Source organism: Paraburkholderia suaedae (genome assembly GCF_040812055.1).
Lineage (GTDB): Bacteria > Pseudomonadota > Gammaproteobacteria > Burkholderiales > Burkholderiaceae > Paraburkholderia.
On the sequence record NZ_JBFOAH010000026.1, the window covers coordinates 33610 to 54364 of the forward strand.

The 20755-nt window shown below is 62.9% G+C and carries 16 protein-coding genes and 5 pseudogenes; 10 read left to right on the plus strand and 11 right to left on the minus strand.

Going from position 1 to position 20755, the window contains the following annotated elements; all coding sequences use genetic code 11:
- Positions 1–2: 2 nt before the first annotated feature.
- The 4 genes from ABQJ48_RS28605 to ABQJ48_RS28620 are packed head-to-tail and all read left to right on the plus strand — an operon-like array spanning position 3 to position 4187.
- A complete protein-coding gene (locus tag ABQJ48_RS28605) occupies positions 3–884 on the plus strand; it encodes an ABC transporter permease (protein WP_367841318.1) in 882 nt (293 codons plus the stop codon).
- A 55-nt stretch (positions 885–939) separates the two neighbouring features.
- Positions 940–1806 (plus strand): ABC transporter ATP-binding protein, encoded by an 867-nt coding sequence (locus tag ABQJ48_RS28610; RefSeq protein WP_367841319.1) that lies wholly within the window; start codon positions 940–942, stop codon positions 1804–1806.
- A 45-nt stretch (positions 1807–1851) separates the two neighbouring features.
- Entirely contained in the window at positions 1852–3243 is a 1392-nt protein-coding gene (locus ABQJ48_RS28615) for an LLM class flavin-dependent oxidoreductase (RefSeq protein ID WP_367841320.1), read from the plus strand.
- Positions 3240–4187, plus strand: coding sequence for a TauD/TfdA dioxygenase family protein (locus ABQJ48_RS28620; protein ID WP_367841321.1), 948 nt, complete (start codon positions 3240–3242; stop codon positions 4185–4187). Before ABQJ48_RS28615 ends, ABQJ48_RS28620 begins: the two co-directional genes overlap by 4 nt.
- A 428-nt stretch (positions 4188–4615) precedes the next feature.
- On the opposite strand, the gene ABQJ48_RS28625 is transcribed toward ABQJ48_RS28620, so the two are convergent.
- From ABQJ48_RS28625 to ABQJ48_RS28640, 4 genes are all read right to left on the minus strand, one after another.
- Positions 4616–5125 carry a thioesterase family protein gene (locus ABQJ48_RS28625; RefSeq protein WP_367841322.1) on the minus strand — a complete coding sequence of 170 codons (510 nt, stop codon included), beginning with the start codon at positions 5123–5125 and terminating at the stop codon, positions 4616–4618.
- A 61-nt stretch (positions 5126–5186) separates the two neighbouring features.
- A complete protein-coding gene (locus tag ABQJ48_RS28630; RefSeq protein ID WP_367841323.1) occupies positions 5187–6152 on the minus strand; it encodes an L-carnitine dehydrogenase in 966 nt (321 codons plus the stop codon).
- Between the two features lie 56 nt (positions 6153–6208).
- Positions 6209–7138: a 3-dehydrocarnitine:acetyl-CoA trimethylamine transferase CdhC gene (cdhC, locus tag ABQJ48_RS28635; RefSeq protein ID WP_367841324.1), complete on the minus strand. Its 930-nt coding sequence runs from the start codon at positions 7136–7138 to the stop codon at positions 6209–6211.
- A gap of 38 nt (positions 7139–7176) precedes the next feature.
- Positions 7177–8130 carry a choline ABC transporter substrate-binding protein gene (locus tag ABQJ48_RS28640; RefSeq protein ID WP_367841325.1) on the minus strand — a complete coding sequence of 318 codons (954 nt, stop codon included), beginning with the start codon at positions 8128–8130 and terminating at the stop codon, positions 7177–7179.
- Positions 8131–8473: 343 nt separating this feature from the next.
- On the opposite strand from ABQJ48_RS28640, the gene ABQJ48_RS28645 reads away from it, so the two are divergent.
- From ABQJ48_RS28645 to ABQJ48_RS28665, 5 genes are all read left to right on the plus strand, one after another.
- Complete coding sequence (locus ABQJ48_RS28645; protein WP_367841326.1) at positions 8474–9499, plus strand: GlxA family transcriptional regulator; 1026 nt, start codon at positions 8474–8476, stop codon at positions 9497–9499.
- Between the two features lie 560 nt (positions 9500–10059).
- Positions 10060–11217: a CaiB/BaiF CoA transferase family protein gene (locus ABQJ48_RS28650; RefSeq protein WP_367841327.1), complete on the plus strand. Its 1158-nt coding sequence runs from the start codon at positions 10060–10062 to the stop codon at positions 11215–11217.
- A gap of 205 nt (positions 11218–11422) precedes the next feature.
- Positions 11423–12724, plus strand: a complete 1302-nt coding sequence (locus ABQJ48_RS28655; RefSeq protein WP_367841328.1) for a CitMHS family transporter — start codon at positions 11423–11425, stop codon at positions 12722–12724.
- Positions 12725–12761: 37 nt separating this feature from the next.
- Positions 12762–13928 (plus strand): acyl-CoA dehydrogenase family protein, encoded by a 1167-nt coding sequence (locus tag ABQJ48_RS28660; protein ID WP_367841329.1) that lies wholly within the window; start codon positions 12762–12764, stop codon positions 13926–13928.
- 63 nt (positions 13929–13991) lie between these two features.
- The gene (locus tag ABQJ48_RS28665; protein WP_367841330.1) at positions 13992–14750 is read left to right on the plus strand and encodes an IclR family transcriptional regulator; all 759 of its coding nucleotides are present in this window, start codon (positions 13992–13994) and stop codon (positions 14748–14750) included.
- 203 nt (positions 14751–14953) lie between these two features.
- Here the strand turns inward: ABQJ48_RS28665 and ABQJ48_RS28670 are convergent, their stop codons facing one another.
- On the minus strand, positions 14954–16429 hold the full coding sequence (locus ABQJ48_RS28670; protein ID WP_367841331.1) for a YadA family autotransporter adhesin: 1476 nt from the start codon (positions 16427–16429) through the stop codon (positions 14954–14956).
- 680 nt (positions 16430–17109) lie between these two features.
- Between ABQJ48_RS28670 and ABQJ48_RS28675 the strand changes: the two are divergent.
- Positions 17110–17349 (plus strand): annotated as a pseudogene (locus ABQJ48_RS28675) (transposase); the annotation flags it as partial.
- A 100-nt stretch (positions 17350–17449) separates the two neighbouring features.
- Here ABQJ48_RS28675 and ABQJ48_RS28680 read toward each other — a convergent pair.
- The 6 genes and pseudogenes from ABQJ48_RS28680 to ABQJ48_RS28705 all read right to left on the minus strand — a co-directional run.
- Positions 17450–17735 (minus strand): annotated as a pseudogene (locus ABQJ48_RS28680) (acyl-CoA synthetase); the annotation flags it as partial.
- A 21-nt stretch (positions 17736–17756) separates the two neighbouring features.
- Positions 17757–17947: pseudogene (locus tag ABQJ48_RS28685) on the minus strand (IS6 family transposase); the annotation flags it as partial.
- 60 nt (positions 17948–18007) lie between these two features.
- Positions 18008–18862, minus strand: coding sequence for a 3-hydroxybutyryl-CoA dehydrogenase (locus ABQJ48_RS28690; protein WP_367841332.1), 855 nt, complete (start codon positions 18860–18862; stop codon positions 18008–18010).
- Between the two features lie 39 nt (positions 18863–18901).
- Positions 18902–20095, minus strand: a complete 1194-nt coding sequence (gene bktB, locus ABQJ48_RS28695) for a beta-ketothiolase BktB (RefSeq protein WP_367841333.1) — start codon at positions 20093–20095, stop codon at positions 18902–18904.
- A 42-nt stretch (positions 20096–20137) separates the two neighbouring features.
- Positions 20138–20557, minus strand: a pseudogene (locus tag ABQJ48_RS28700) (4Fe-4S dicluster domain-containing protein); the annotation flags it as partial.
- A pseudogene (locus ABQJ48_RS28705) lies at positions 20535–20726 on the minus strand (acyl-CoA dehydrogenase N-terminal domain-containing protein); the annotation flags it as partial. The pseudogenes ABQJ48_RS28705 and ABQJ48_RS28700, both read right to left, overlap by 23 nt.
- Positions 20727–20755: the final 29 nt, after the last annotated feature.

A 20755-nucleotide genomic window follows, 5' to 3' on the forward strand; every position in this document is an offset into this window, starting at 1 on the left:
CGATGAGTCTTGCCATTTTCAGGCGCAGCGCCGGCTCAAAGCCGGCAAGCGCTACGTCGTGCGACTGCGGCAACGCGCCCGCTTCTTTCCAGCGCGCGGTCGGGCCGCGTCGGCCGCGGCTTGCACGCGTCGACTGGCGCGGCGCCGTGTTGCCCATCGTCGCCATCGCGATCTGGTGGGCCGTCTCGGAAGCGCACCTGATCAAAAGCGGCCTGCTGGTCAGCCCCGCGCAGGTGCTGGCCACCGCCTGGCAGCAGATCGTCAGCGGCGCTCTGTTGAGGGCGCTCTGCGCGTCGCTCGCACGCGAAGCAAGCGGCTTCCTGATCGGCACGCTGGGCGGCCTGCTGCTCGGCAGCGTGCTCGGCTTCTCGCGGCTCGCGACCCGCATGATCGGCCCGAGTTTCGACACGTTCAAGCAGGTCTCGCTGTTTGCATGGATTCCGCTGATTTCCGTATGGTTCGGTCTCGGCGACGCGGCGAAGGTGGTGTTCCTGTCGCTCGCGGCCTTGCTGCCGGTTGCCGCCCATACGTGCGACGGCATTCATGCGGTGCCGCACGCCTACATCGAAGTCGCACGCGCGTTGCGCTATTCGCGCTGGCAATTGATCCGCGCCGTCATTGTGCCGGCCGCGCTGCCGTCGATTTTCACCGGCCTTTATCTCGCGCTGATCTACTCGTGGCTCGCCACGCTCGGCGCAGAGTACCTGCTGGTGGCGGGCAGCGGGATCGGCAATACGTTGATCGACGGCAGCGAGCAGTTCCGCATGGATCTGGTGCTGTTCGGCGTGATCGTGGTCGGCATCACCGGCTGGGCGCTGAACGCGTTGGCACGCGCGGCAGAACGGGCGATCTTTGCGCGCCGCTTGCAGGTGCCGGCGCGATAAACACACCACAGCCCACATCCACGCATTCGCCCTCAAAACCGCCAAAGGTTCACCCATGACTTCTTCCACGCTTGCCGAAAGCATCGACATTCTTCACGTGAGCAAGCGCTATGCGCAGCAGGACGGCACAGCGCTCGCGGTGCTCGACGACATCAGCCTGCGGGTGCGCCCCGGCGAATTCGTCAGCGTGCTCGGATCGAGCGGTTGCGGCAAGTCGACCTTGCTGCGGCTAATCGCTGGACTGGATACCGATTACACCGGCGATATCGTGGTGGCCGGAGAAAAGGTGGGCGATACGTCGCTCGAGCGCGGCATCGTGTTTCAGGATCACCGGCTGTTTCCGTGGCTCACGGCGTCTCAAAACATTCTCGCCGCGTTGCGTAACGCGCCGCTGTCGGCGCGCGAAAAACGCGATGCGGTCGCACAGCACATCGAACTCGTCGGCCTGAACGGCTTCGAGAATGCGTTTCCACATCAGTTATCGGGCGGCATGGCGCAACGCGTGGCGATCGCGCGCGGCCTCGTCAACCGCCCGCGCGTGCTGCTGCTGGACGAACCCTTCGGCGCGTTGGATGCGCTCACGCGCAGTCGTTTGCAAAACGAGTTGCAACGCATCTGGGAACACGAGCGCATCACGATGATTCTCGTCACGCACGATGTCGACGAAGCGCTTTACCTCGGCGATCGCGTCGTCACGATGGCGCCGCGGCCCGGCCGCATCAAACGGATCGTCGATGTCGCGTTGCCGCGCCCACGCGAGCGTAACGACCCCCGGTTCATTCGTTTGCGCGACGAAGTGCTGGCCGATTTTGCCGAGCACGATGGCGAGCGCCGCGAAGCTAACGAGGACGACGCGCCACACGGCGGCAAGCGCATTGCGCCGGCGAGCCGCCGGATCACCGAATGGCGGCTCGCATGGTGACGCGCACGACATTCCACCCCAGACCATTTCTCAACGGAGCAAACGATGCGCGGTGACAATCGCCAGAAGCGGCAAATCAGACTGGGCGCCTTCCTGATGGAAACGGGCCACCATATCGCCGCATGGCGGCATCCGGATGCACACGCGGGCGGCGGCCTCGATTTCGCGCATTACGCGCAACTCGCGCAGATCGCCGAGCGCGCCAGATTCGACGCGGTGTTTTTCGCCGACAGCGTAAGCGTACGCGACACGTACCTGCCCGCGCTATCGCGCACCGCGCGCGCCGATCATTTCGAACCGTTGACGCTGTTGTCGGCGCTTTCCGTCGTGACGGAAAGCATCGGCCTGATCGCGACCGTGTCGACCACGTTCAACGAACCGTACAACCTCGCACGCAAATTTGCGTCGCTCGATCATCTGAGCGGCGGCCGCTCGGGCTGGAATCTCGTCACGTCGAGCACCGAATCGGAGGCGCTCAATTTCGGTTTCGAGCGCCATCCGGAGCACGCGCTCCGCTATGAACGCGCGCGCGAGTTCTACGACGTGGTGGCAGGTCTCTGGGACAGCTGGGAAGACGACGCATTTATCCGCGACAAGGAGAGCGGCGTCTATTTCGACGCGGACAAGCTCCATGTGCTCGATCACGCCGGCAAGCATTTCAATGTGCGCGGCCCGCTGAACGTTGCGCGCTCGCCGCAGGGATGGCCGGTCGTCGTGCAGGCCGGCGCGTCGGAAGCGGGACGGGAGCTCGCCGCGCAAACCGCGGAGGTGATCTTCGTCGCCCACCAGACGCTCGATGAAGCGCAATCGTTCTATCGCGACGTCAAAGGCCGCCTCGCGAAGTACGGCCGCGCGCCGGATCATCTGAAGATCATGCCTGGCATTTTTCCGATCATCGGCCGCACGCAGGAAGAGGCCGACGCGAAATTCGCCGCGCTGCAAGACCTGATTCATCCGACCGTCGGTTTGTCGCTGCTGTCGAATATGTCGGGCGGCGTCGACCTGTCTCAGTACCCGGTCGACGGGCCGCTGCCGGAGTTGCCGGAAACTAACGGCGGCAAGAGCCGTCAACGCCTGCTATTCGATCTGGCCCGGCGCGAAAACCTGACCATTCGCGATCTGTACCTGCGTATTGCCGGCGCGCGCGGGCACCATCAAGTCGTCGGCACGCCGCACAGCATCGCCGACCAGTTGCAACAATGGTTCGAAGAAGAAGGCGCCGATGGCTTCAACATCATGTCGCCGTGGTTGCCGGGCGGCTTGACGGAGTTCGCCGAACGGGTGGTGCCCGAGCTACAACGGCGCGGACTTTTTCGCACTGAATACGAGGGGCGCACGCTGCGCGAAAATCTCGGGCTTCCGCGACCTGCGAACCGCTATACCGACGCGGCAAAACAGGGGCCCGCCCCATCCTCTTTCGCCAGGAGCCTCGCATGAGCGCAGCCGCATTGCAGGAAACGCAGTCGATTCAGGTCAACCCGCTTTCCGCGCATATCGGCGCTGAGATTCGCGGTGTCGATCTCACGCGCAAGCTCGACGCGCGCCAGATCGCGGAGATTCGCGCGGCGCTGCTTGAATGGCGCGTCGTGTTCTTTCGAGAGCAGTTCCTGACTCACGAACAACATGTCGCGTTCTCGGCGCAGTTCGGCGAGCTGACCTTGGGGCATCTGGTGTTCGGGCATGTCGAGGGTCACCCGGAGGTCTATTCGATCTCCAGGCACCGCCAGGCCACGCGTTTCGAAGGGCAAGCGCTGCTGCGACCGTGGACGGGCTGGCATACGGACGTGACCGCCGCAGTCAATCCGCCCTGGGCGTCGATCCTGCGCGGTGTGACGATTCCACCTTACGGCGGCGATACGCAGTGGACCAACCTGGTGGCCGCCTATCAGAAGCTTTCCGCGCCGTTGCGCGCATTCGTCGACGGCCTGCGGGGACTGCATCGCTTTACGCCCCCGGTCGGCGCGAGTGGCACCGAAGCGTTTGTGAAAGCCGTCGAACAACGCATTCTCGTCACCGAACATCCGCTCGTCAGAGCGCATCCGGAAACCGGCGAAAGGGCGCTCTATGTGAGCCCGAGCTTCCTGAAGTCGATCGTGGGCGTGACGCCGCGCGAGAGCCAGGTGCTGCTCGAACTGCTCTGGGAACACGTGACGCGGCCCGAGTTCACGGTCCGCTTCAAATGGGAGGCGGGCAGCGTCGCCTTCTGGGACAACCGCACGACGGCTCACCTTGCACCCACCGACATCTTCGATCTCGACTTCGACCGGCAGTTGTATCGCACCACGCTAGTCGGCGACGTGCCGCTCGGACCGGACGGTGCGCGGTCCGTGGCGATCGAGGGTTCGCCGGTGAGCGCGGCAGCCGCAGTCGCGCTGAACTGAGTACGACGCCTCCTGCCCTCTACCTGTTGGCCACCGGCTCGTCCTGAGCTAATGATCGCTGTGCGCGCTTCACCCGTTGCGGCCGCCGAAGACACGGCGGTCGCACGGTATCGCGTCGGACCAACTGGAGCCGGCGCTCCGGCGCATCGCCGCGCGCAGTGGCCGGACTCTGGAGAACCTGCGTTCCGATCAAAGCCAGCCATTCGGCTCCGTTGCGAGTCTGCTGGGAAGATCGGCCATGCGGGCATCACGCACGTCGCCGTGGCAACGGCGAACGTCGAGCCGCGCAATCGATGTGGTGCGGTCCAGCGGGCCGCAGCGCCAGGCGCGCTGTTTGCGCCTGGCTCGTTCAACGCGGCCGCGCCGATGCTCAAGCAGTCGGGCCCGCGCTTGCGTGGTTTGTTTCGATGAACGAGGCCATCTTTGGCTCAAGCATGTTCGCCCCCGTTGCCCTTGATGGCCGCAGGCAAGCCGATCACGCGACCCGCAAACGCGGCAGGCGGCAACGCGGCATGCGCGTCGGCCAATGCGCGCACATGCGCCGCGACATCCGGGTCGAATGCGGCGCTGCGTGGGCCACTGGTGTCGACATGCAGCAGCATCTGCTCGCCGGCGGCCACGAGTTCCTTTGCGTCACCGGCAAACATTTCGAGGTACAGATGCAGCCGTTTGGCATCGTGCCCGAGGACCCGCATGTCGACGCGCACTTGTGTGCCTTCCTTGATCTCATGCAGATAGTTGATGTGCGCTTCGAGGGTATACATGGAGCGCTGGCGCGCTTTGCGTACCGCGTCCGGCAAACCGATCCGCTCGATCAGCGCGTCGCTCGCGAAGCTGAAAATCAGCATGTAGAATGCGTCGCGCAAATGGCCGTTGTAATCGACCCATTCGCGTCGCACCGTATCGCGGTAGTCCGGCAGGGCAGCGGGTTGCGGCATGGGGAAATCGTCTCCTGTTGATTGTTAAAGCGGGCTGCGCGCCGGCCTATGCGCGGCAGCGTCACTCCGCCGCACGCAAGCCGTGCCGCGCCTTCGCCTGCGCAATTGCCGCCAGTACGCTCGTAATGCAATCGTCGCGATAGCGTTCGAGTTGCTTGATCGAGCGCGGCCCGACTTGTTCGGCGGTGCCATCCACGACGCGCTCGATCAGTTCATCCGTCAGTTGCGGCGCGACCAGTTTAGTCCAGGGCAATTCCAGCGCCGGGCCGAACTGCTGCATGAAATGACGCATGCCCGCGTCGCCGCCCGCCAGCGTGTACGTCAGGAACGTGCCCATGAACGACCAGCGGATGCCCGCGCCGAAACGGATCGCGTCGTCGATTTCCCCGGTGGTCGCCACCCCTTCGTTGACCAGATGCAAGGCCTCGCGCCACAGCGCTTCGAGTAGTCGGTCGGCGATGAAGCCGGGTACTTCCTTGCGAACGTGCAGCGGCCGCATCGAGAGGGCGCCATACACGCGCAGCGCGGCGTCGATCGTTTCCGGCGCGGTACTTTCGCCGCCCACCACCTCGACGAGCGGCAGCAGGTACACCGGATTGAACGGATGCCCGACGATGCAACGCTGCGGATTGATTGCCCGCGCGTAAAAGTCGCTCGGCAGCAGACCCGACGTCGACGAAGCGATGATCGCGTCCGGCTTCGCCGCATGGCTGATCTGTTCGTGCAGGGCAAGCTTCAATTCCTCGCGCTCGGGCGCGCTTTCCTGAATGAAATCCGCTTGCCCGACGCAGGCCTCGATCGTCTGAACGAAGCGCAATCGCTCAAGGGAAGCGCCCGCTGCAAGACCCACGCGTTCCAGCGCCGGCCATGCGTTCGCGATGTTCTCGCGCAGTTGCTTCTCCGCGCCTGGCGCCGGGTCCCACGCGATGACGTCGAGCCCGTGCGCTAGCGCGCGCGCCACCCAGCCGCTGCCGATGACGCCCACGCCGATTGCCGCGAATGTTTTGATATCGACGATCACTGTCATTAATAAGGTTTCCTTAGTACCGGTTGCTAATTGCGTCGCGCACGCCTTGCCTGGAATCAGGCGTACTGTCCCGCGCGACGTCGCTCGAGTTGACGCTCGCCGCGCGCGGGAAGACCCAGCTTGCGGCGTCCTTCGGCTGGTGTCAACGCGCGTGCGCCGAGTCGTTCGATGATTTCGACCGCGCGTTGCACCAGCGTGCCGTTCGTAGCAGGCACTCCTTTGTCGAGCCAGATGTTGTCTTCGAGGCCGACGCGCACGTGGCCGCCGAGCAGCATCGCCTGCGCGACCATCGGCATCTGCATCCGGCCGATGCCAAAGCCTGCCCATTGCGCGCCGGGCGGTAGGTTATCGGCCATCGCTTTCATCGTCGTGGTGTCGGCGGGCGCGCCCCACGGAATGCCGAGGCAAATCTGGAAGAGCGGCGGCGCATCGAGCAAACCTTCCTTGAGCAATTGCTTGGCGAACCACAAGTGGCCGGTATCGAAGATCTCCAGTTCCGGTTTCACACCCAGTTCCTGGATGCGCTGCGCGCCGGCTCGTAATTGGGCGGGCGTCGATACATAGATGTAGTCGCCGTCGCCGAAATTGAGCGTGCCGCAATCGAGCGTGCAGATTTCCGGCAGCAACTCCTCCACGTGCGCGAGACGTGTCAGTCCACCGACCAGGTCCGTGCCCGCGCCGAAGCGCATGGGGTCTTCACCGGGACCGATCTCGAGATCGCCGCCCATGCCGGCCGTGAGATTGATGATGACGTCCGTGCCCGAGGAGCGAATGCGGTCGACCACCTCGCGATACAGCTGCGGATCGCGGCTGCCACGTCCGGTTTTCGGATCGCGCACGTGGCAATGTGCAACGGTCGCGCCGGCCTTCGCGGCTTCTATGGCGGCCTCGGCGATCTGCTTCGGCGTGACCGGAATGGCCGGATGCCTGCCGACGGTATCGCCTGCGCCGGTGACCGCGCAGGTCACGATGACTTCATGATTCATGCGAGCTGATTCCTGTGGATTGAATGGGCGGGCGGACATTAAAGACCCAAATAGGCCTTCACCGCGGGCAAGCCGTCTTTGCCGTCAAAAGTCTTGACGCCGGCAAGCCATGCATCCAGCACTTGCGGGTTTTTCTTCAGATATGCTTTGGCGGCATCGGCGGGCTTTTCCTTGTTCATCACCGATTGCATGACCACGTTTTCGAGCTGCGTCGAAAAGCGCAGATTGCTCACGAGCTTGCCTGCGTTCGGGCATCGCGTCAGAAAGTCGGGGGACGTCAGCGTATAAACGCGTGCTTCGCCGTCGTTCGGACCGAACACGCCGTCGCTGCCGGTGAGGTATTTCATATCGATCTGGATGTTCATCGGATGAGGCTCCCAGCCGAGAAAGACCACCCACTTCTTCTCGCGGATCGCCCGGTCGACCGAGACCAGCATGCCCGCTTCGCTCGATTCAACCAGCTTGAAACCGCCAAGGCCGAACTGATTATTGGCGATCATCTTCTGGATTGCCGCGTTCGCGCTGCTGCCCGGCTCGATGCCGTAGATCTTTCCATCGAGCTGATCGCGATATCTGGCGATGTCGGCGAAAGTCTTCAGGCCCGCATCGTACTCGTAGCTCGGCACGGCGAACGTGGCTTTGGCGCCGGTCAGGTTAGGCGGCTGCAACACCTGGATCGATTTCGATTCGACGAACGGCGCGATCGCTTTTTCCTGCACGGGCCACCAGTAGCCGAGCGACACGTCCAGTTGCTTACTCTTTAGCCCCGCGAACGAAATGGGCACGGACGCGACGGTCGTCACCGGCCGATAGCCAAGTCCCTCGAAGACGGTCGACGCAAGCGCGGTGGTCGACGTGATGTCGGTCCAGCCGATGTCGGCGAAATGCACCGCGCGGCATGCAGCCGGGTCCTGCGCGAGGACTGGGAGTGAGATAACGGCGGCCGCGAGGCACGCAAGGCGGGCAAGCGCGGCGTTAATACTTGGCTTCATGACCTTTCCTCTCTGACACGATGGACAGCGTGTTGCGAACCCAGCCGCGCCTGCGCACAAGCAAATTAACCGCAAGCGGCCCCGGACATGCGATACGGCTCATGTAATGCCTGAACTGCACAATGACGTAACGTTACTGCCCCATATCCCGGCCAAAGCGACTGGCGGCGACCCGTTCTTGCTTCCACGCGACACTGAGAGTAAAGCTGCGTCGTTCGGCGTGCGGCGCCGCGTGGTCGGCCGGTGATTTTGGCGCGCCTTGCCGGCTAGCGTACTGCTTGCTACGCTGCGCGAGGCATCCGCATCCGCAGGTGTTCCCGTGGTCTGAGCGAGTCTTTGCACAATGCCTGAAGATATATCGTTCCTCTTGCTGCCCGGCTTTTCGGCGATCGGCTTCATGTCTGCGGTCGAGCCGTTGCGAGTGGCGAACCGCTTTCGCGGCGACCTGTACCGCTGGCGCATTGTGAGCCTCGACGGCGCGCCGGTGGCTGCCAGCAACGGCATTTCCATCAACGCGGATGTCGCGATCGGCGGCCTCGATGCGGTGCGGACGCTTTTCGTCGTCGCGGGCTTCGAGCCGCTCGCCTGCTACACACGCTCGCTGGGCGATTGTCTGAAGCGCTTCGAGCGCGCGGGCGCCACACTCGGCGGCATCGACACCGGTAGTTTCGTGCTGTCGGAAGCGGGACTGCTCGGCGGCGCGCACAGCGTGACGGTGCACTGGGAAGCGCTGTCGGCATTCCGCGAGCGCTATCCGTCGCTGCACGCAACCCAGGAGCTATTCGAAATCGGCGCGCGACGCATTACGTGTGCGGGCGGTACGGCGTCGATCGATATGATGCTCGATCTGATCGGCCGCGCGCATGGCGCGGCGCTGGCCTCGGCGGTCTCCGAGCAATTCGTGGTGAGCCGTATCCGGCAGCGCTCGGACCATCAGCGCATGGAGATTGCGGCACGCTACGGCGTGCACAATCGCAAACTGATTCAGGTGATCGGCGCAATGGAAAGGCATATGGAAGAACCGCTCGCACCCGATCAGCTCGCCCTGGAGATCGGCGTGACGCGGCGGCAACTGGAGCGGCTCTTCTGCGCGTCACTGAAGGACACGCCGACGCATTTCTATCTGCAACTGCGCCTCACGCGTGCGCGCGAGTTGCTGCAGCAGACCGACATGTCCATTACGGCGATCTGCGTGGCGTGCGGATTCGAGTCGCCCTCGCATTTTTCGCGGACCTATCGCGCGCGTTTCGGCGCGAGTCCGCGCAGCGACCGGCAAGCATCGAGCGGTCGAAACGCCGATGAATTTGCGCCTTCGCAGGTGCGCAATCCGTCGTCCGCTGTCCGCCTATCCGGCTTAGGTCAGCAGTGAATGTGCTGATCGGCGGTTCAGATTAGTCGCCCTGTTTTGACGTCGCCGCCGTATGCGGGCCCGAACTGATCCTGGCCCATACCTTCGCCTTTCACACGCCGCACCGTCCGTGGATCGCAGTTTACCGGGCGATCCGTCGGTCGTCCACGACCAATGGAACAGCGCCATACCAAGGGAAAACACCTGGACGCAATGCGAACGGCGCCCTTGACATGCCTATTCACCGGTGTGAATATAAATTCTTGGACACGAATTAGCCCGGCGTCATGCTTGCCGGCAGTACCCGTGCCCGTTTCATCGCGCCCGGTCGGTGGACGCATGTATTGCGTACGGGCCATGCACACGACGTCTGAACCGCAAAACGCGTGAGGAAACAGTGGGGCATGTCGCCAATGCCTGCGAGCGGCGTCGGTTAGCAGAAAGCTCCGGGATGAGCGGTCAGCTGTCTTCATTGTGATTAGTACTACGTATCTTCGAAGTACCGGCGTGAAACACCGCGCAGGACGAGAAAATCCCTCGATCAAATTCCGGCGCCTATTACCGGAAACAGGAGAATGAATGTGTCGCCGAACTTTGGATCATTAAGCGGCTTGCGCGTGGTCGACCTGTCGCGTGTGCTGGGCGGACCGTATTGCACGCAGATCCTGGCCGATCACGGCGCCGAGGTCATCAAGATCGAACCACCGTCAGGAGACGAAACACGCACATGGGGGCCGCCGTTCGACGGCGATACGGCGTCTTATTTTCTGGGCGTCAACCGCAACAAACTGGGCGTGACGCTCGACCTCACGCAGCGCGATGAACAGGAGAAGCTGCTCACCCTCCTTCAGACGGCCGACGTGCTCGTCGAGAACTTCAAGGTCGGCACGCTCGAACGCTGGGGTCTGGGCTACGAACAGACTTTGCATGTGCGCTTTCCCCGACTGGTGCATTGTCGCGTGTCGGGCTTTGGCGCAGATGGACCATTGGGTGCGCTGCCGGGCTACGACGCTGCGGTACAGGCTTTGACCGGTTTGATGAGCGTCAACGGCGAAGCCGGTGGAGCGCCCCTACGCGTGGGTGTTCCGGTCGTGGACATGGTGAGCGGACTCAACGCGGCGCTCGGCATCCTGATGGCGTTGCGTGAGCGGGAGACCAGCGGACGCGGACAGTTCGTCGAATCGACGCTGTTCGATAGCGCGCTGTCGATCCTGCACCCGCATACACCCAACTACTTCTATTCCGGTAAAGAGCCTCGGCGTACCGGCAACGCCCATCCGAATATCACGCCGTACGACCTGTTTCATACCGCCGGCGCTGACATCTTTCTCGCGGTCGGCAACAACTCGCAGTTCGCCGCTATGTGTGCGGTCATCGACGCGCCCCACCTCGCTAGCGATCCGCGTTTTACCGACAACAGCATGCGCAGCACGCATCGTCGCGAGCTGCGTGCGGAACTCGAAAAGCACCTCGCCTGCCGGGACGGAGAAGCGCTCGCCGACACGTTGATCCGCAAGGGGGTACCGTGCGCGCCGGTGCTTGCGCTGGGCGCGGCGCTCGATCATCCACACACCGCCCATCGTGGCATGCGCGTGGAGATCGGAAGCTATCGCGGCATCGCCTCACCGATCAAGCTGAGCCGTACACCTGCGACGTACCGCACCAGGCCGCCCGGATTGAACGAGCACATGGAGCAGGTGTTTGGTTGCCAGGGTCGCACTGATGACCCGCCCGCCTGATCCGTCTTCAAAAACCAGATCACAACAGGCGGCCCCGGGTCGCCCAGGAGACAAAGATGTACAAGATCGAACTGCCCGGATGGGGTGATTGGGCGCCAGCGCTCCCGACGTCGCAGCGAGGCGCTACCGCACGCGTTGCTTCATTCGCTAATGCCGTGTTCGCGCCGTGCGCGATGCACTTGCTGACCTGCCAGGGAGCGGCCCCATGCTTGCGCTGATCGGGACCATTGCTATCGTCGCACTGTTCGGGCTGATCATCACGAAACGCCTTTCGCCATTGGTCGCGCTGATTCTCGTGCCGGTTCTGGCGGCACTCGTCGCCGGTTTCGGGCTGTCGACCGGCAAATACATCGTGCATGGCGTGCAGAACATCGGCCCGATCGCAGGGATGTTTGTCTTCGCCATCCTGTTCTTCGGAATCTTGACCGACGCGGGAATGCTCGACCCGGTCATCAACGGTGTGTTGCGTGTGGTGGGTCGCAACCCGACACGCATCGTCATGGGCTCGGCGTTGCTCGCGCTGCTGATTCACCTGGACGGCTCCGGCGCAGTCACGTTTCTTGTCACGCTGCCCGCGATGATGCCGATCTACACACGCCTCGGACTCGACCGCCGGATACTGGCTTGTGTGACTTCGATGGCCGCCGGCGTGAACTTTCTGCCCTGGGTAGGACCGATGCTGCGCGCGTCGGCGGCGCTTCATATTCCTGGCACCGTGATTTTCTATCCGATGATTCCGGTGCAGATCGTCGGTCTGTGCTTTGTCTTTGGCACCGCGTTCATGCTCGGCAAGCGCGAGGAAAAGCGCCTCGGTTTCGACCGCGCGAGCGCCACGATGGCGGCGATCACGCTACGCGAGCTGACGCCGGAGGAACAGGCGCTGCGCCGTCCGGGACGTTTCTGGATCAACTGCGCGTTGACGCTGGTGGTATTGGCGACACTCGTGTCCGGCATCGCCGACCCGATGGTGATGTTCATGATAGGCACGGTGGCGGCGCTCATCATCAACTACCCCAATGTGCAGCAGCAGCGCGAGCGTATCGACGCGCATGCGAAGGCTGCGCTGATGATGGCGAGCGTGCTGCTTGCGGCCGGTGCGTTCACCGGCATCATGTCCGGCACCGGCATGCTGACCGCGATGGCGCAGGTCGTGGTCCACCATGTGCCGGTCGAGCATGCACACCACATGCCGTTTGTGCTGGGTCTCGTATCCATGCCGCTCAGCCTCCTCTTCGATCCCGATTCGTTCTACTTCGGCATCCTGCCCGTGCTGGCCGAAAGCGGCAAACTGCTTGGCGTACCGCCTGTGCAGATGGCGCAGGCTGCGCTGCTCGGGCAGATGACGACCGGCTTCCCGATTAGTCCGCTCACCCCTGCAACTTTTCTGATAGTCGGCTTGACCGGCGTGGAACTGGCCGAACATCAAAAGTTCACGATTCCATTTCTCTTTGCCGCTACCGTTCTGATGGTGTTTGCCGCGGTAGTGGTCAGTGTGTTTCCGCTTTGATTGCGCGCAGTTGCAGGTACAACATAGGACACCTCACATGAATTTCGACTTCACCGATGATCAGCAATCCATCCAGTCGGCAATCGAAAAGATCTGCGAAAAATATGACGACGAATACTGGCTGGAGCGCGACCGTGAAGGTGGCTTTCCGCACGAGTTCCACCGCACGCTGGCGGATGCGGGCTGGCTCGGTATTGCGATGTCACCGGAGTATGGTGGCGCGGGTCTTGGCATGACCGAGGCCGCGCTGATGATGCGCACGATCAGCGGCTCGGGCGCGGGCCTCTCGGGTGCCTCGGCAGTACACATGAACATCTTCGGGTTGAATCCCGTGCAGGTGTTCGGCAGCGAGGAGCAGAAGCAGCGCTTTCTGCCGCCACTGATCGATGGACGCGATAAAGCCTGCTTCGCAGTGACCGAGCCCGACGCCGGACTCGATACGACGCACCTGAAAACCCAGGCGATTCGCGATGGCGATCACTACGTGGTGACCGGCCGCAAGATCTGGATTTCAACCGCTCAGGTCGCTAGCCGGATGTTGATCATCGCGCGCACTACGCCACTGGAACAGGTCGCCAAACCGACCGACGGCCTGAGCCTCTTTTACACAGAGCTTGACCGCTCGCGCGTCGAAGTACGCGAAATAGAAAAGATGGGCCGCAAGGCGGTCGATTCAAACATGCTTTTCATCGATAACCTGCGGGTGCCGGTGGCGGACCGCATCGGTGAGGAAGGAGAGGGCTTCCGCTATTTGCTGCACGGACTGAACCCTGAGCGCATCCTGATTGCAGCCGAGGCGATCGGGCTCGGCCAGGCGGCGTTGCGGCGGGCGACCCAGTATGCGAAGGAGCGTGTCGTGTTCGGCCGGCCGATCGGGCAGAACCAGGGCATCCAGCATCCGCTCGCGCAGGCCTGGATGCAACTCGAAGCGGCCAACCTGATGGTGCTGAAAGCAGCGACACTGTACGACGCCGGCAAGCCCTGCGGCGCTGAAGCGAACGCGGCAAAGTATCTGGCGGCCGAGGCCGCGTTCCAGTCTTGCCAGACGGCGATTGCGACGCTCGGCGGGATGGGCTACGCGAAGGAATACCACGTGGAGCGGTACCTGCGCGAGTGTATGATTCCAAGGCTCGCCCCCGTTAGCCCTCAACTGATCCTCTGTTTCATCGCAGAAAAGGTGCTGGGGTTGCCGAAGTCGTACTAGAGGCGCGCGCGACAGCGCATCTGCAGTGCGCGCAACCATCCGTCAATGAATCGACCACTGCCCATGGACGTCAAACTTGTCGCCCGCACGCTCGACCTGTTCGAGCTGTTTGCCACCGAACAGCGGCCGCTTTCGCTGACCGAACTCGCGCGCCTGATGGATGTGCCGATGTCGAGCTGTCTGGCGCTGGCGCGCACGCTCGTGAGCCGCGGCTATCTGTATGAGATGAGAAAGCGCGGCGGCTACTATCCGACACGTCGACTGCAATTACTGGCGAACGCCATTGGTGCAGTCGATCCGGTCGTCGCGATGGTGCATCCGCAATTAGTCGAATTGCGCGATGCGAGTGGCGAGACTGCGGTTCTGGGCAAGATTCACGGCACGGCGGTCGTATATCTCGACGTCGTCGAGTCGACCAAGGCCATCCGTTACTCGCGCGAGCCTGGCGAACTGCGGCCACTGTATGCGAATTCGATTGGCAAAGCGATTTTTGGCGAGCTGCCCGCGCAGGAGCAGCAGGCACTCGGCAGCCAGTTGAGCTTTGAACGCTTCACCGAAGCGACGATCGCGGATTTGCCGGCGCTTGTTTGCGAGGCGTCGCTCGCAAAGGACCGTGGCTGGAGCGTGAACTTCGGGGAAAGCGCCCCGGAACTGTCAGCGGTTGCGATCGCGCTGAAGATTGGGGACGACCTCTATGGCTTGTCCGTCGTTGGGCCGACGGAGCGAATCCGAAGGGACCACGAAATGCACACGAATACACTTCAGGCGGTTAAACAGGAGATTCTCGCGCTAGAACAGGGGTCAACGGTTTCGACGGACTAGCGTTGCAGGCGTGGACTGTCTCTGACCGCGGTTCGACTTCAGAAGGGAGTCGCCGGTCACGATGTTCGCCCGAAGTGCGTGCAGATACCGTCACGGCATGCCAGCTTGGTTAAAAAACGCACGGTCTGCCTTAACCAGCCAGACCGTGCAACTTCACCTTCGGGCAGCTTGTGCTGCCCGATTTGCCGTTCGGATTTCCTCGATCAGAACTCGTAGCCAACCTGGGCACGCATGCCAGCATCACCTGTCGACGTGACCGAGACGGCGCCGTTCACCAGCCACTTGCCGTTCTGGGAGCGGTACGTTGCGCCCACTGCCGCAGCGCTGCCGCCCTTGTAGGTCGCTCCGCCCGCCGCGACGATCGTGCGGCCGGGGCCAGACGGCGTCATGTTCGGCATCGCCATGGCCGCGGCGATACCGGCGTAGGCGTTCCTGGCAACGTCGTTGATGGCCTGGTTCGCCTGGTTGAACAGCTGGTCGCTGTAGCTGCTGGCCTGCTGCACGCCTTGCGACACCGAGCTGTTCAGCTGGCCCACGTTGACCGCATCCGTGTCCTGCGTACCGGCCGCTACGTTGGTGATCTGACGCTGCTGGGTGCCCGAACCTACAGACACCGAGTTGTCACGGTCAGTCGTCGAACCTTGGCCCAGCGCGACCGAGTTGGTGTTGCTTGCCTGCGCTCCCGTACCAATCGCCGTCGAGTTGGCGCCCGTCGCCGCCGCATTGGCGCCGACTGCCACGGCGTTGTCTGCTGCCGCACTGGCGTTCGCACCCATCACCGTCGTGTAGTTCCCCGAAGCAGCCGCGCCGGCGCCGGCGGCCGTGCTGCCCGCGCCAGTACCTGGCATCGCTGCATTGACCTGCGAGCCATCGCTGCCGCTCGCCGACGGAACATCCGTTGCGTTGAAGTACGGGCTTCCCGGCTTGCTACCCGACACCTGCCCGGTGAGACTCGACACCTGACCATTGAGATCCGTCACTTGGTCTTGCAGCGCCGACAGCTGGCCGAAGTTCACCGCGTCGTACTGGCTTTTGCCGTTTGCAATATTGGTCAGGACCACCGGACCTGCGCTCAGGCCGCCGCCCAGCGTCACCGAATTGAAGTTCACCGAACCGTCGGTGTTGCGGTCGTACTGCACCGCGCCCGACAATTGCGTCCCGACATCACCCATCTGGTCCTGCAGCTTCGTGATGTCCGTCGTGTTCTCCGTCACACGGCCATCGATGTTGGTAATTGCATCGCCCACATTGCTGACCGTCTTGCCGCCCACGCTGTAGCTCGGGGCCGACACGGTAGCGTTCGAACCCGACCCGGATGCGGTCGCCTGAATGCCAAGCGCCGTAGCGTTCTGCGCATTTGCCAGGGAAGCCGCTCCAATCGCTGTTGTTCCTTGGGCCGATGCAGTCGCTGACGCCCCAACCGCTGTCGCATCCCCCCCGGTAGCGGATGCGGAAGTCGCCCCCGTTCCCGAGTAGGTCCCGTTTGTCGCCTGAGCCGGCGTGCCGATTACGCCGGCTGATGCTGCACCCGACATCCCGGCCAGCACAACGAAAGTGGCGACTGCTCCGGCCACTACACGTGACTTGCTGCGCTTGCCGCGAGCCGACGCGAATTCCGGTGCCGCCACCCATGTTCCGAGTGCTTCACTCCAGATGCTGATATAGGACTTGTTGTTCATATAATGTCGATGTTGGTGTTAATGAAATTAATTCAGAATAATCAGATATGGGAAACGTATAGACTTCGATATGTATCGCAGTCCTAAGCAAGTCCTCGCGAGAGGCGAGATAGGTCGTTTCGAGGCGCTGCGCGGAGAATCCGGTACCATCCAGTTGGTGATATAGGACATGTTCATTGCGCCTCTTTGTATACGAATTCCAAGTCGTGACGTTATTAAGTTATGCGAATCATCTTGGAGAAATCATGTTCACGCCATGCTCCACCACAGCTCCTTCAAAAATTTCTGGAATGGACGATTCGAGGTAACGCCTGGCCAGATGCACTGGCATCAGGGAGATCAGATTCTTCGCCTTTCGGGTACATGTCGTTCGTCATGCAAACTAATTTCATTGTATTTTTTTTTGATAGCTTTGAAACACGATAAGTTGCAAAAGGTCCCATGGTCGAGCCGACTAGTCCGAACGAGGGCACGAGGTACCGCGGCACCAAAAGGCGGCGAGTCAGTCCACAACGCTTAGTATTTAGCTTTGCGGCATGCCATTACTATTAGGCTACCTAACTTTACGTGTGATTACATCAATGAAATCGGGGGCGATTCCCTCACGCTTTGACCTTGCCCTCGAAAAACGTATCCGTTGCTGAGAGTGTGTAAAACATTCAGCAACGGAGGATTTAGCAATGGGTAACCCAAGGGCGCAGTACACGCTGGAATTCAAGATTGAAGCGGTGCGCATGGTGCGTAACGGCCAGAGCCAGGCGGCGACGGCGAAGATTCCGGGCATCAGTAGGCAGACGCTGAATGCGTGGATCAAGGCCGACGATGCGGGCAAGCTCAATGGGGCGGGCAAACAGGTGTCAGCCGAACAGATGGAAATTGCCCGGCTGCGCGCCGAACTGGCCCACGTGAAGATGGAGCGCAGAGCCAGTATTGCAGCGCCGAGTTCCAGGACGTGCTCAAGAGTTACGGCATGCACAGTTCGATGAGCCGCCCAGCAAATTGTTGGGACACTCAATCTAACTCCGGCGACAACGTATCCCACTCGTCGTGCCATGCACAGCTGAACGGCGTGCCGGCGAACCCACTAATGCCAAAGGCGTGGTCGACGTCGAAACCGATGGCGCCAGCGGCCTCCAGAACCGCTGCCGGCGCCGGAGAGCCGCCGGTCAGGACCCGCAACACGACGAGGCAACGGCTGCCGTTCCGACCGGGGCAAGCTCGCGAGGGCTGCGAGAACAATCGGTGCCGCACAAAAATGATCGACGCCGTGTTCGGCGATGGCGGAGAGAATATTCGCGGCATTCACCAGCGATCACAACGACGAAGAAGCGCCGATCTTCGGATCGCACCAGCGGCGGTTCGTCTTGTAGCTCACGATCACGCCGCGCTCGAACAGCAACTCCGCGACGTCGCGCAGGCTGAGCCGCAACGGGACGTACCGCCGCACGGCTCGCTGATGATCGACGCCGCGAACGGGTGGCCGCGATAGAGCGATTGGGTCTTGTTGGATCGCACCATCCGAACCGACCCGGGTGTCAACGCGGCAGTGCCGCCGCGCGAAGTGGCGTGGCGTGCCGATTACTCGCTGTAGTCGTACACCCCACGCCCCGTCTTGCGCCCCAGCCGTCCGGCCGACACCATTTCGCGCAGCAGCGGGCATGCGCGATACTTGGTGTCGCCGAAGTCCTTCAGGAACACGTCCATCACGGCGAGGCACACGTCGAGCCCGACGAGGTCGGCCAGCGCGAGCGGCCCGATCGGATGGCTCGCACCGAGCTTCATCCCCGCGTCGACTTCCTCGGCCGACGCGATGCCGTCGGCCAGCACGAAGAACGCTTCGTTGATCATCGGCACGAGGATCCGGTTCACGACAAAGCCCGGCGCGTTGCGCACGCCGATCGGCGACTTGTCGAAACGCTCGGTCAGCGCACGCACGGCTGACGCAGCCGCATCGCTCGTCTGGAGCCCGCGGATGATCTCGACGAGCGGCATCAGCGGCACCGGGTTAAAGAAGTGCATGCCGACGAAGCGCGAGGGATCGGCAAGCAGCGCCGCGAGCGCGGTGATCGAGATCGACGACGTGTTGGTCGCGATGATCGCGTCGGGCCGTGCGACGGACTCGATCTGTTTCAGGATCCGGCTCTTCAGCTCGACGTTTTCGGTCGCGGCTTCGATCACGATATCGACCGCCGCGAGCTTCGCGTAATCGGTCGACGTCGTGATGCGCGCAAGCGCGGCGTCGCGCGTGGCAGCGTCGAGCTTGTCCTTCGACACGAGCCGCTCGAGGCTACCCTTCAGCGTGGCGACGCCCTTGTCGATCGCGGCATCGCTGACGTCGATCATCACGACGTTGAGTCCCGCAACGGCGGCGGTTTGCGCAATGCCGTTGCCCATGGTTCCGGCGCCTACGACGCCGACGGTTTCTATGGTCATGAACGATTCCTGTGTGTTCGGGTGTGGAGCGCTCGATTATCAGATGTTCTCGAAGATCGCGGCAATCCCCTGGCCGCCGCCGATACACATCGTCACGAGCGCATACCGCCCGCCGATGCGCTTGAGCTCGTACAGCGCCTTGACGGTGATCAATGCGCCGGTCGCGCCGATCGGGTGGCCGAGCGAAATACCGGACCCGTTCGGGTTGACCTTCGCCGGATCGAGGCCGAGCTCCTGGGTGACCGCGCATGCCTGCGCGGCGAACGCCTCGTTGGCCTCGATCACGTCTAGATCGGCGATCGTCAGGCCCGCGCGCTGGAGCGCCTTCTGCGTCGCCGGCACCGGGCCGATGCCCATGTAGGCCGGATCGACGCCCGCATGCGCATACGCAACGAGACGCGCGAGCGGCTTCACGCGCTGCGCGCGCGCGGCATCCGCGCTCATCATCAGCACCGCGGCGGCCGCATCGTTGATCCCCGATGCGTTGCCGGCCGTCACCGTGCCGTCCTCCTTCGCGAACACCGGCTTCAGCTTCGTGAAATCGTCGGGGCCGGCGTCGTGACGCACATGCTCGTCGGTGTCGAACGCGACCTCGCCCTTCTTCGTGCGAATCGAGATGGGCAGGATCTGGTCCTTGAAGCGCCCTTCCGCGATCGCGCGCGCGGCGCGACGATGCGACTCGAGGGCGAGCGCGTCCTGCGCGTCGCGCGAAATCCCGTACTTGCGCGCGACGTTCTCGGCCGTCACGCCCATGTGGATCGACTGGAACGGGTCGTGCAGCGCGCCGAGCATCATGTCGACGAGCTTCGCATCGCCCATGCGCTGGCCGAAGCGCGCGGACGGCACGCTGTACGGCGCGCGGCTCATGCTCTCCGAACCGCCGCCGATCGCGACGTCGGCGTCGCCGAGCATGATCGTCTGCGCGGCTGACACGATCGCCTGCAGCCCCGAGCCGCACAGGCGGTTCACGCTCAGCGCGGGCGTGTGCTGCGCGACGCCGCCGTCGATCGCCGCGACGCGCGCGAGATACATGTCCTTCGGTTCCGTGTTCACGACATGGCCGAACACGACATGCCCGACCGCGTCGCCCGGCACGCTCGCCCGCGACAGCACTTCGCGCACGACCTTCGCACCGAGGTCGGTCGGCGAGAAATCCTTCAGGCTGCCGCCGAAATCACCGATCGCGGTACGCACCCCGCTCACGACCACGACTTCTTTCGCTGCATTGCTCATCGTCTGCTCCGGTTCGTTCGCGCACGAAGGCGCGTTAATGCGTTACATGTTCGAAAAATTCGGCCCGCCGCCGCCTTCGGGCGTGACCCACACGATGCTTTGCGTCGGGTCCTTGATATCGCAGGTCTTGCAGTGCACGCAGTTCTGCGCGTTGATCACGAGGCGCTCGCTGCCGTCGTCGTTCTTCACGAAGAAGCGCCACTGCGGCCCCGCATACGTGCGCAGGTTCAGGTTCACCAGCCCGCTCGCATCTTTCAGCGTCAGGTGCGCCGGCTGGTTCTCCTCGTGGTTCCTGTTTGAGATGAACACCGACGACAGCCGGTCCAACGTCAACTCGCCGTCCGGCTTCAGATACGCGATCGGCTCGCGCTGCGACGCCGGCTTCGGCATCTCGTGGTCCGCGTGCAGGTGATGCAGCGTCCACCGCACGTTGCCGCCCATCACCTTCTGCTCGATCCCGACCGTTCAGCGGCGCCAGCACCTCGCCGCAGAACTTCGCGGACTCGTCGAGCACGGCCTGCGCGGTGTCGTAGCCGGCTTCCTCGAAGCCCGGCAACTGCGCAACGGTGTCGATGCCCGCGAGTTCCTTCAGCACGAACAGCATGTCCTTGACGGGGGCGTTATAGCTCATGGGCGAGGTTCCAATCAGGCGGTGAATGA

Excerpts from the sequence above, each read along its gene's own strand:
- ABQJ48_RS28605 (WP_367841318.1), top strand. The coding sequence starts at position 3 with ATGAGTCTTGCCATTTTCAGGCGCAGCGCCGGCTCAAAGCCGGCAAGC.
- ABQJ48_RS28610 (WP_367841319.1), top strand. The coding sequence starts at position 940 with ATGACTTCTTCCACGCTTGCCGAAAGCATCGACATTCTTCACGTGAGC.
- ABQJ48_RS28615 (WP_367841320.1), top strand. The coding sequence starts at position 1,852 with ATGCGCGGTGACAATCGCCAGAAGCGGCAAATCAGACTGGGCGCCTTC.
- ABQJ48_RS28620 (WP_367841321.1), top strand. The coding sequence starts at position 3,240 with ATGAGCGCAGCCGCATTGCAGGAAACGCAGTCGATTCAGGTCAACCCG.
- ABQJ48_RS28625 (WP_367841322.1), bottom strand. The coding sequence starts at position 5,125 with ATGCCGCAACCCGCTGCCCTGCCGGACTACCGCGATACGGTGCGACGC.
- ABQJ48_RS28630 (WP_367841323.1), bottom strand. The coding sequence starts at position 6,152 with ATGACAGTGATCGTCGATATCAAAACATTCGCGGCAATCGGCGTGGGC.
- cdhC (WP_367841324.1), bottom strand. The coding sequence starts at position 7,138 with ATGAATCATGAAGTCATCGTGACCTGCGCGGTCACCGGCGCAGGCGAT.
- ABQJ48_RS28640 (WP_367841325.1), bottom strand. The coding sequence starts at position 8,130 with ATGAAGCCAAGTATTAACGCCGCGCTTGCCCGCCTTGCGTGCCTCGCG.
- ABQJ48_RS28645 (WP_367841326.1), top strand. The coding sequence starts at position 8,474 with ATGCCTGAAGATATATCGTTCCTCTTGCTGCCCGGCTTTTCGGCGATC.
- ABQJ48_RS28655 (WP_367841328.1), top strand. The coding sequence starts at position 11,423 with ATGCTTGCGCTGATCGGGACCATTGCTATCGTCGCACTGTTCGGGCTG.
- ABQJ48_RS28660 (WP_367841329.1), top strand. The coding sequence starts at position 12,762 with ATGAATTTCGACTTCACCGATGATCAGCAATCCATCCAGTCGGCAATC.
- ABQJ48_RS28665 (WP_367841330.1), top strand. The coding sequence starts at position 13,992 with ATGGACGTCAAACTTGTCGCCCGCACGCTCGACCTGTTCGAGCTGTTT.
- ABQJ48_RS28670 (WP_367841331.1), bottom strand. The coding sequence starts at position 16,429 with ATGAACAACAAGTCCTATATCAGCATCTGGAGTGAAGCACTCGGAACA.
- ABQJ48_RS28690 (WP_367841332.1), bottom strand. The coding sequence starts at position 18,862 with ATGACCATAGAAACCGTCGGCGTCGTAGGCGCCGGAACCATGGGCAAC.
- bktB (WP_367841333.1), bottom strand. The coding sequence starts at position 20,095 with ATGAGCAATGCAGCGAAAGAAGTCGTGGTCGTGAGCGGGGTGCGTACC.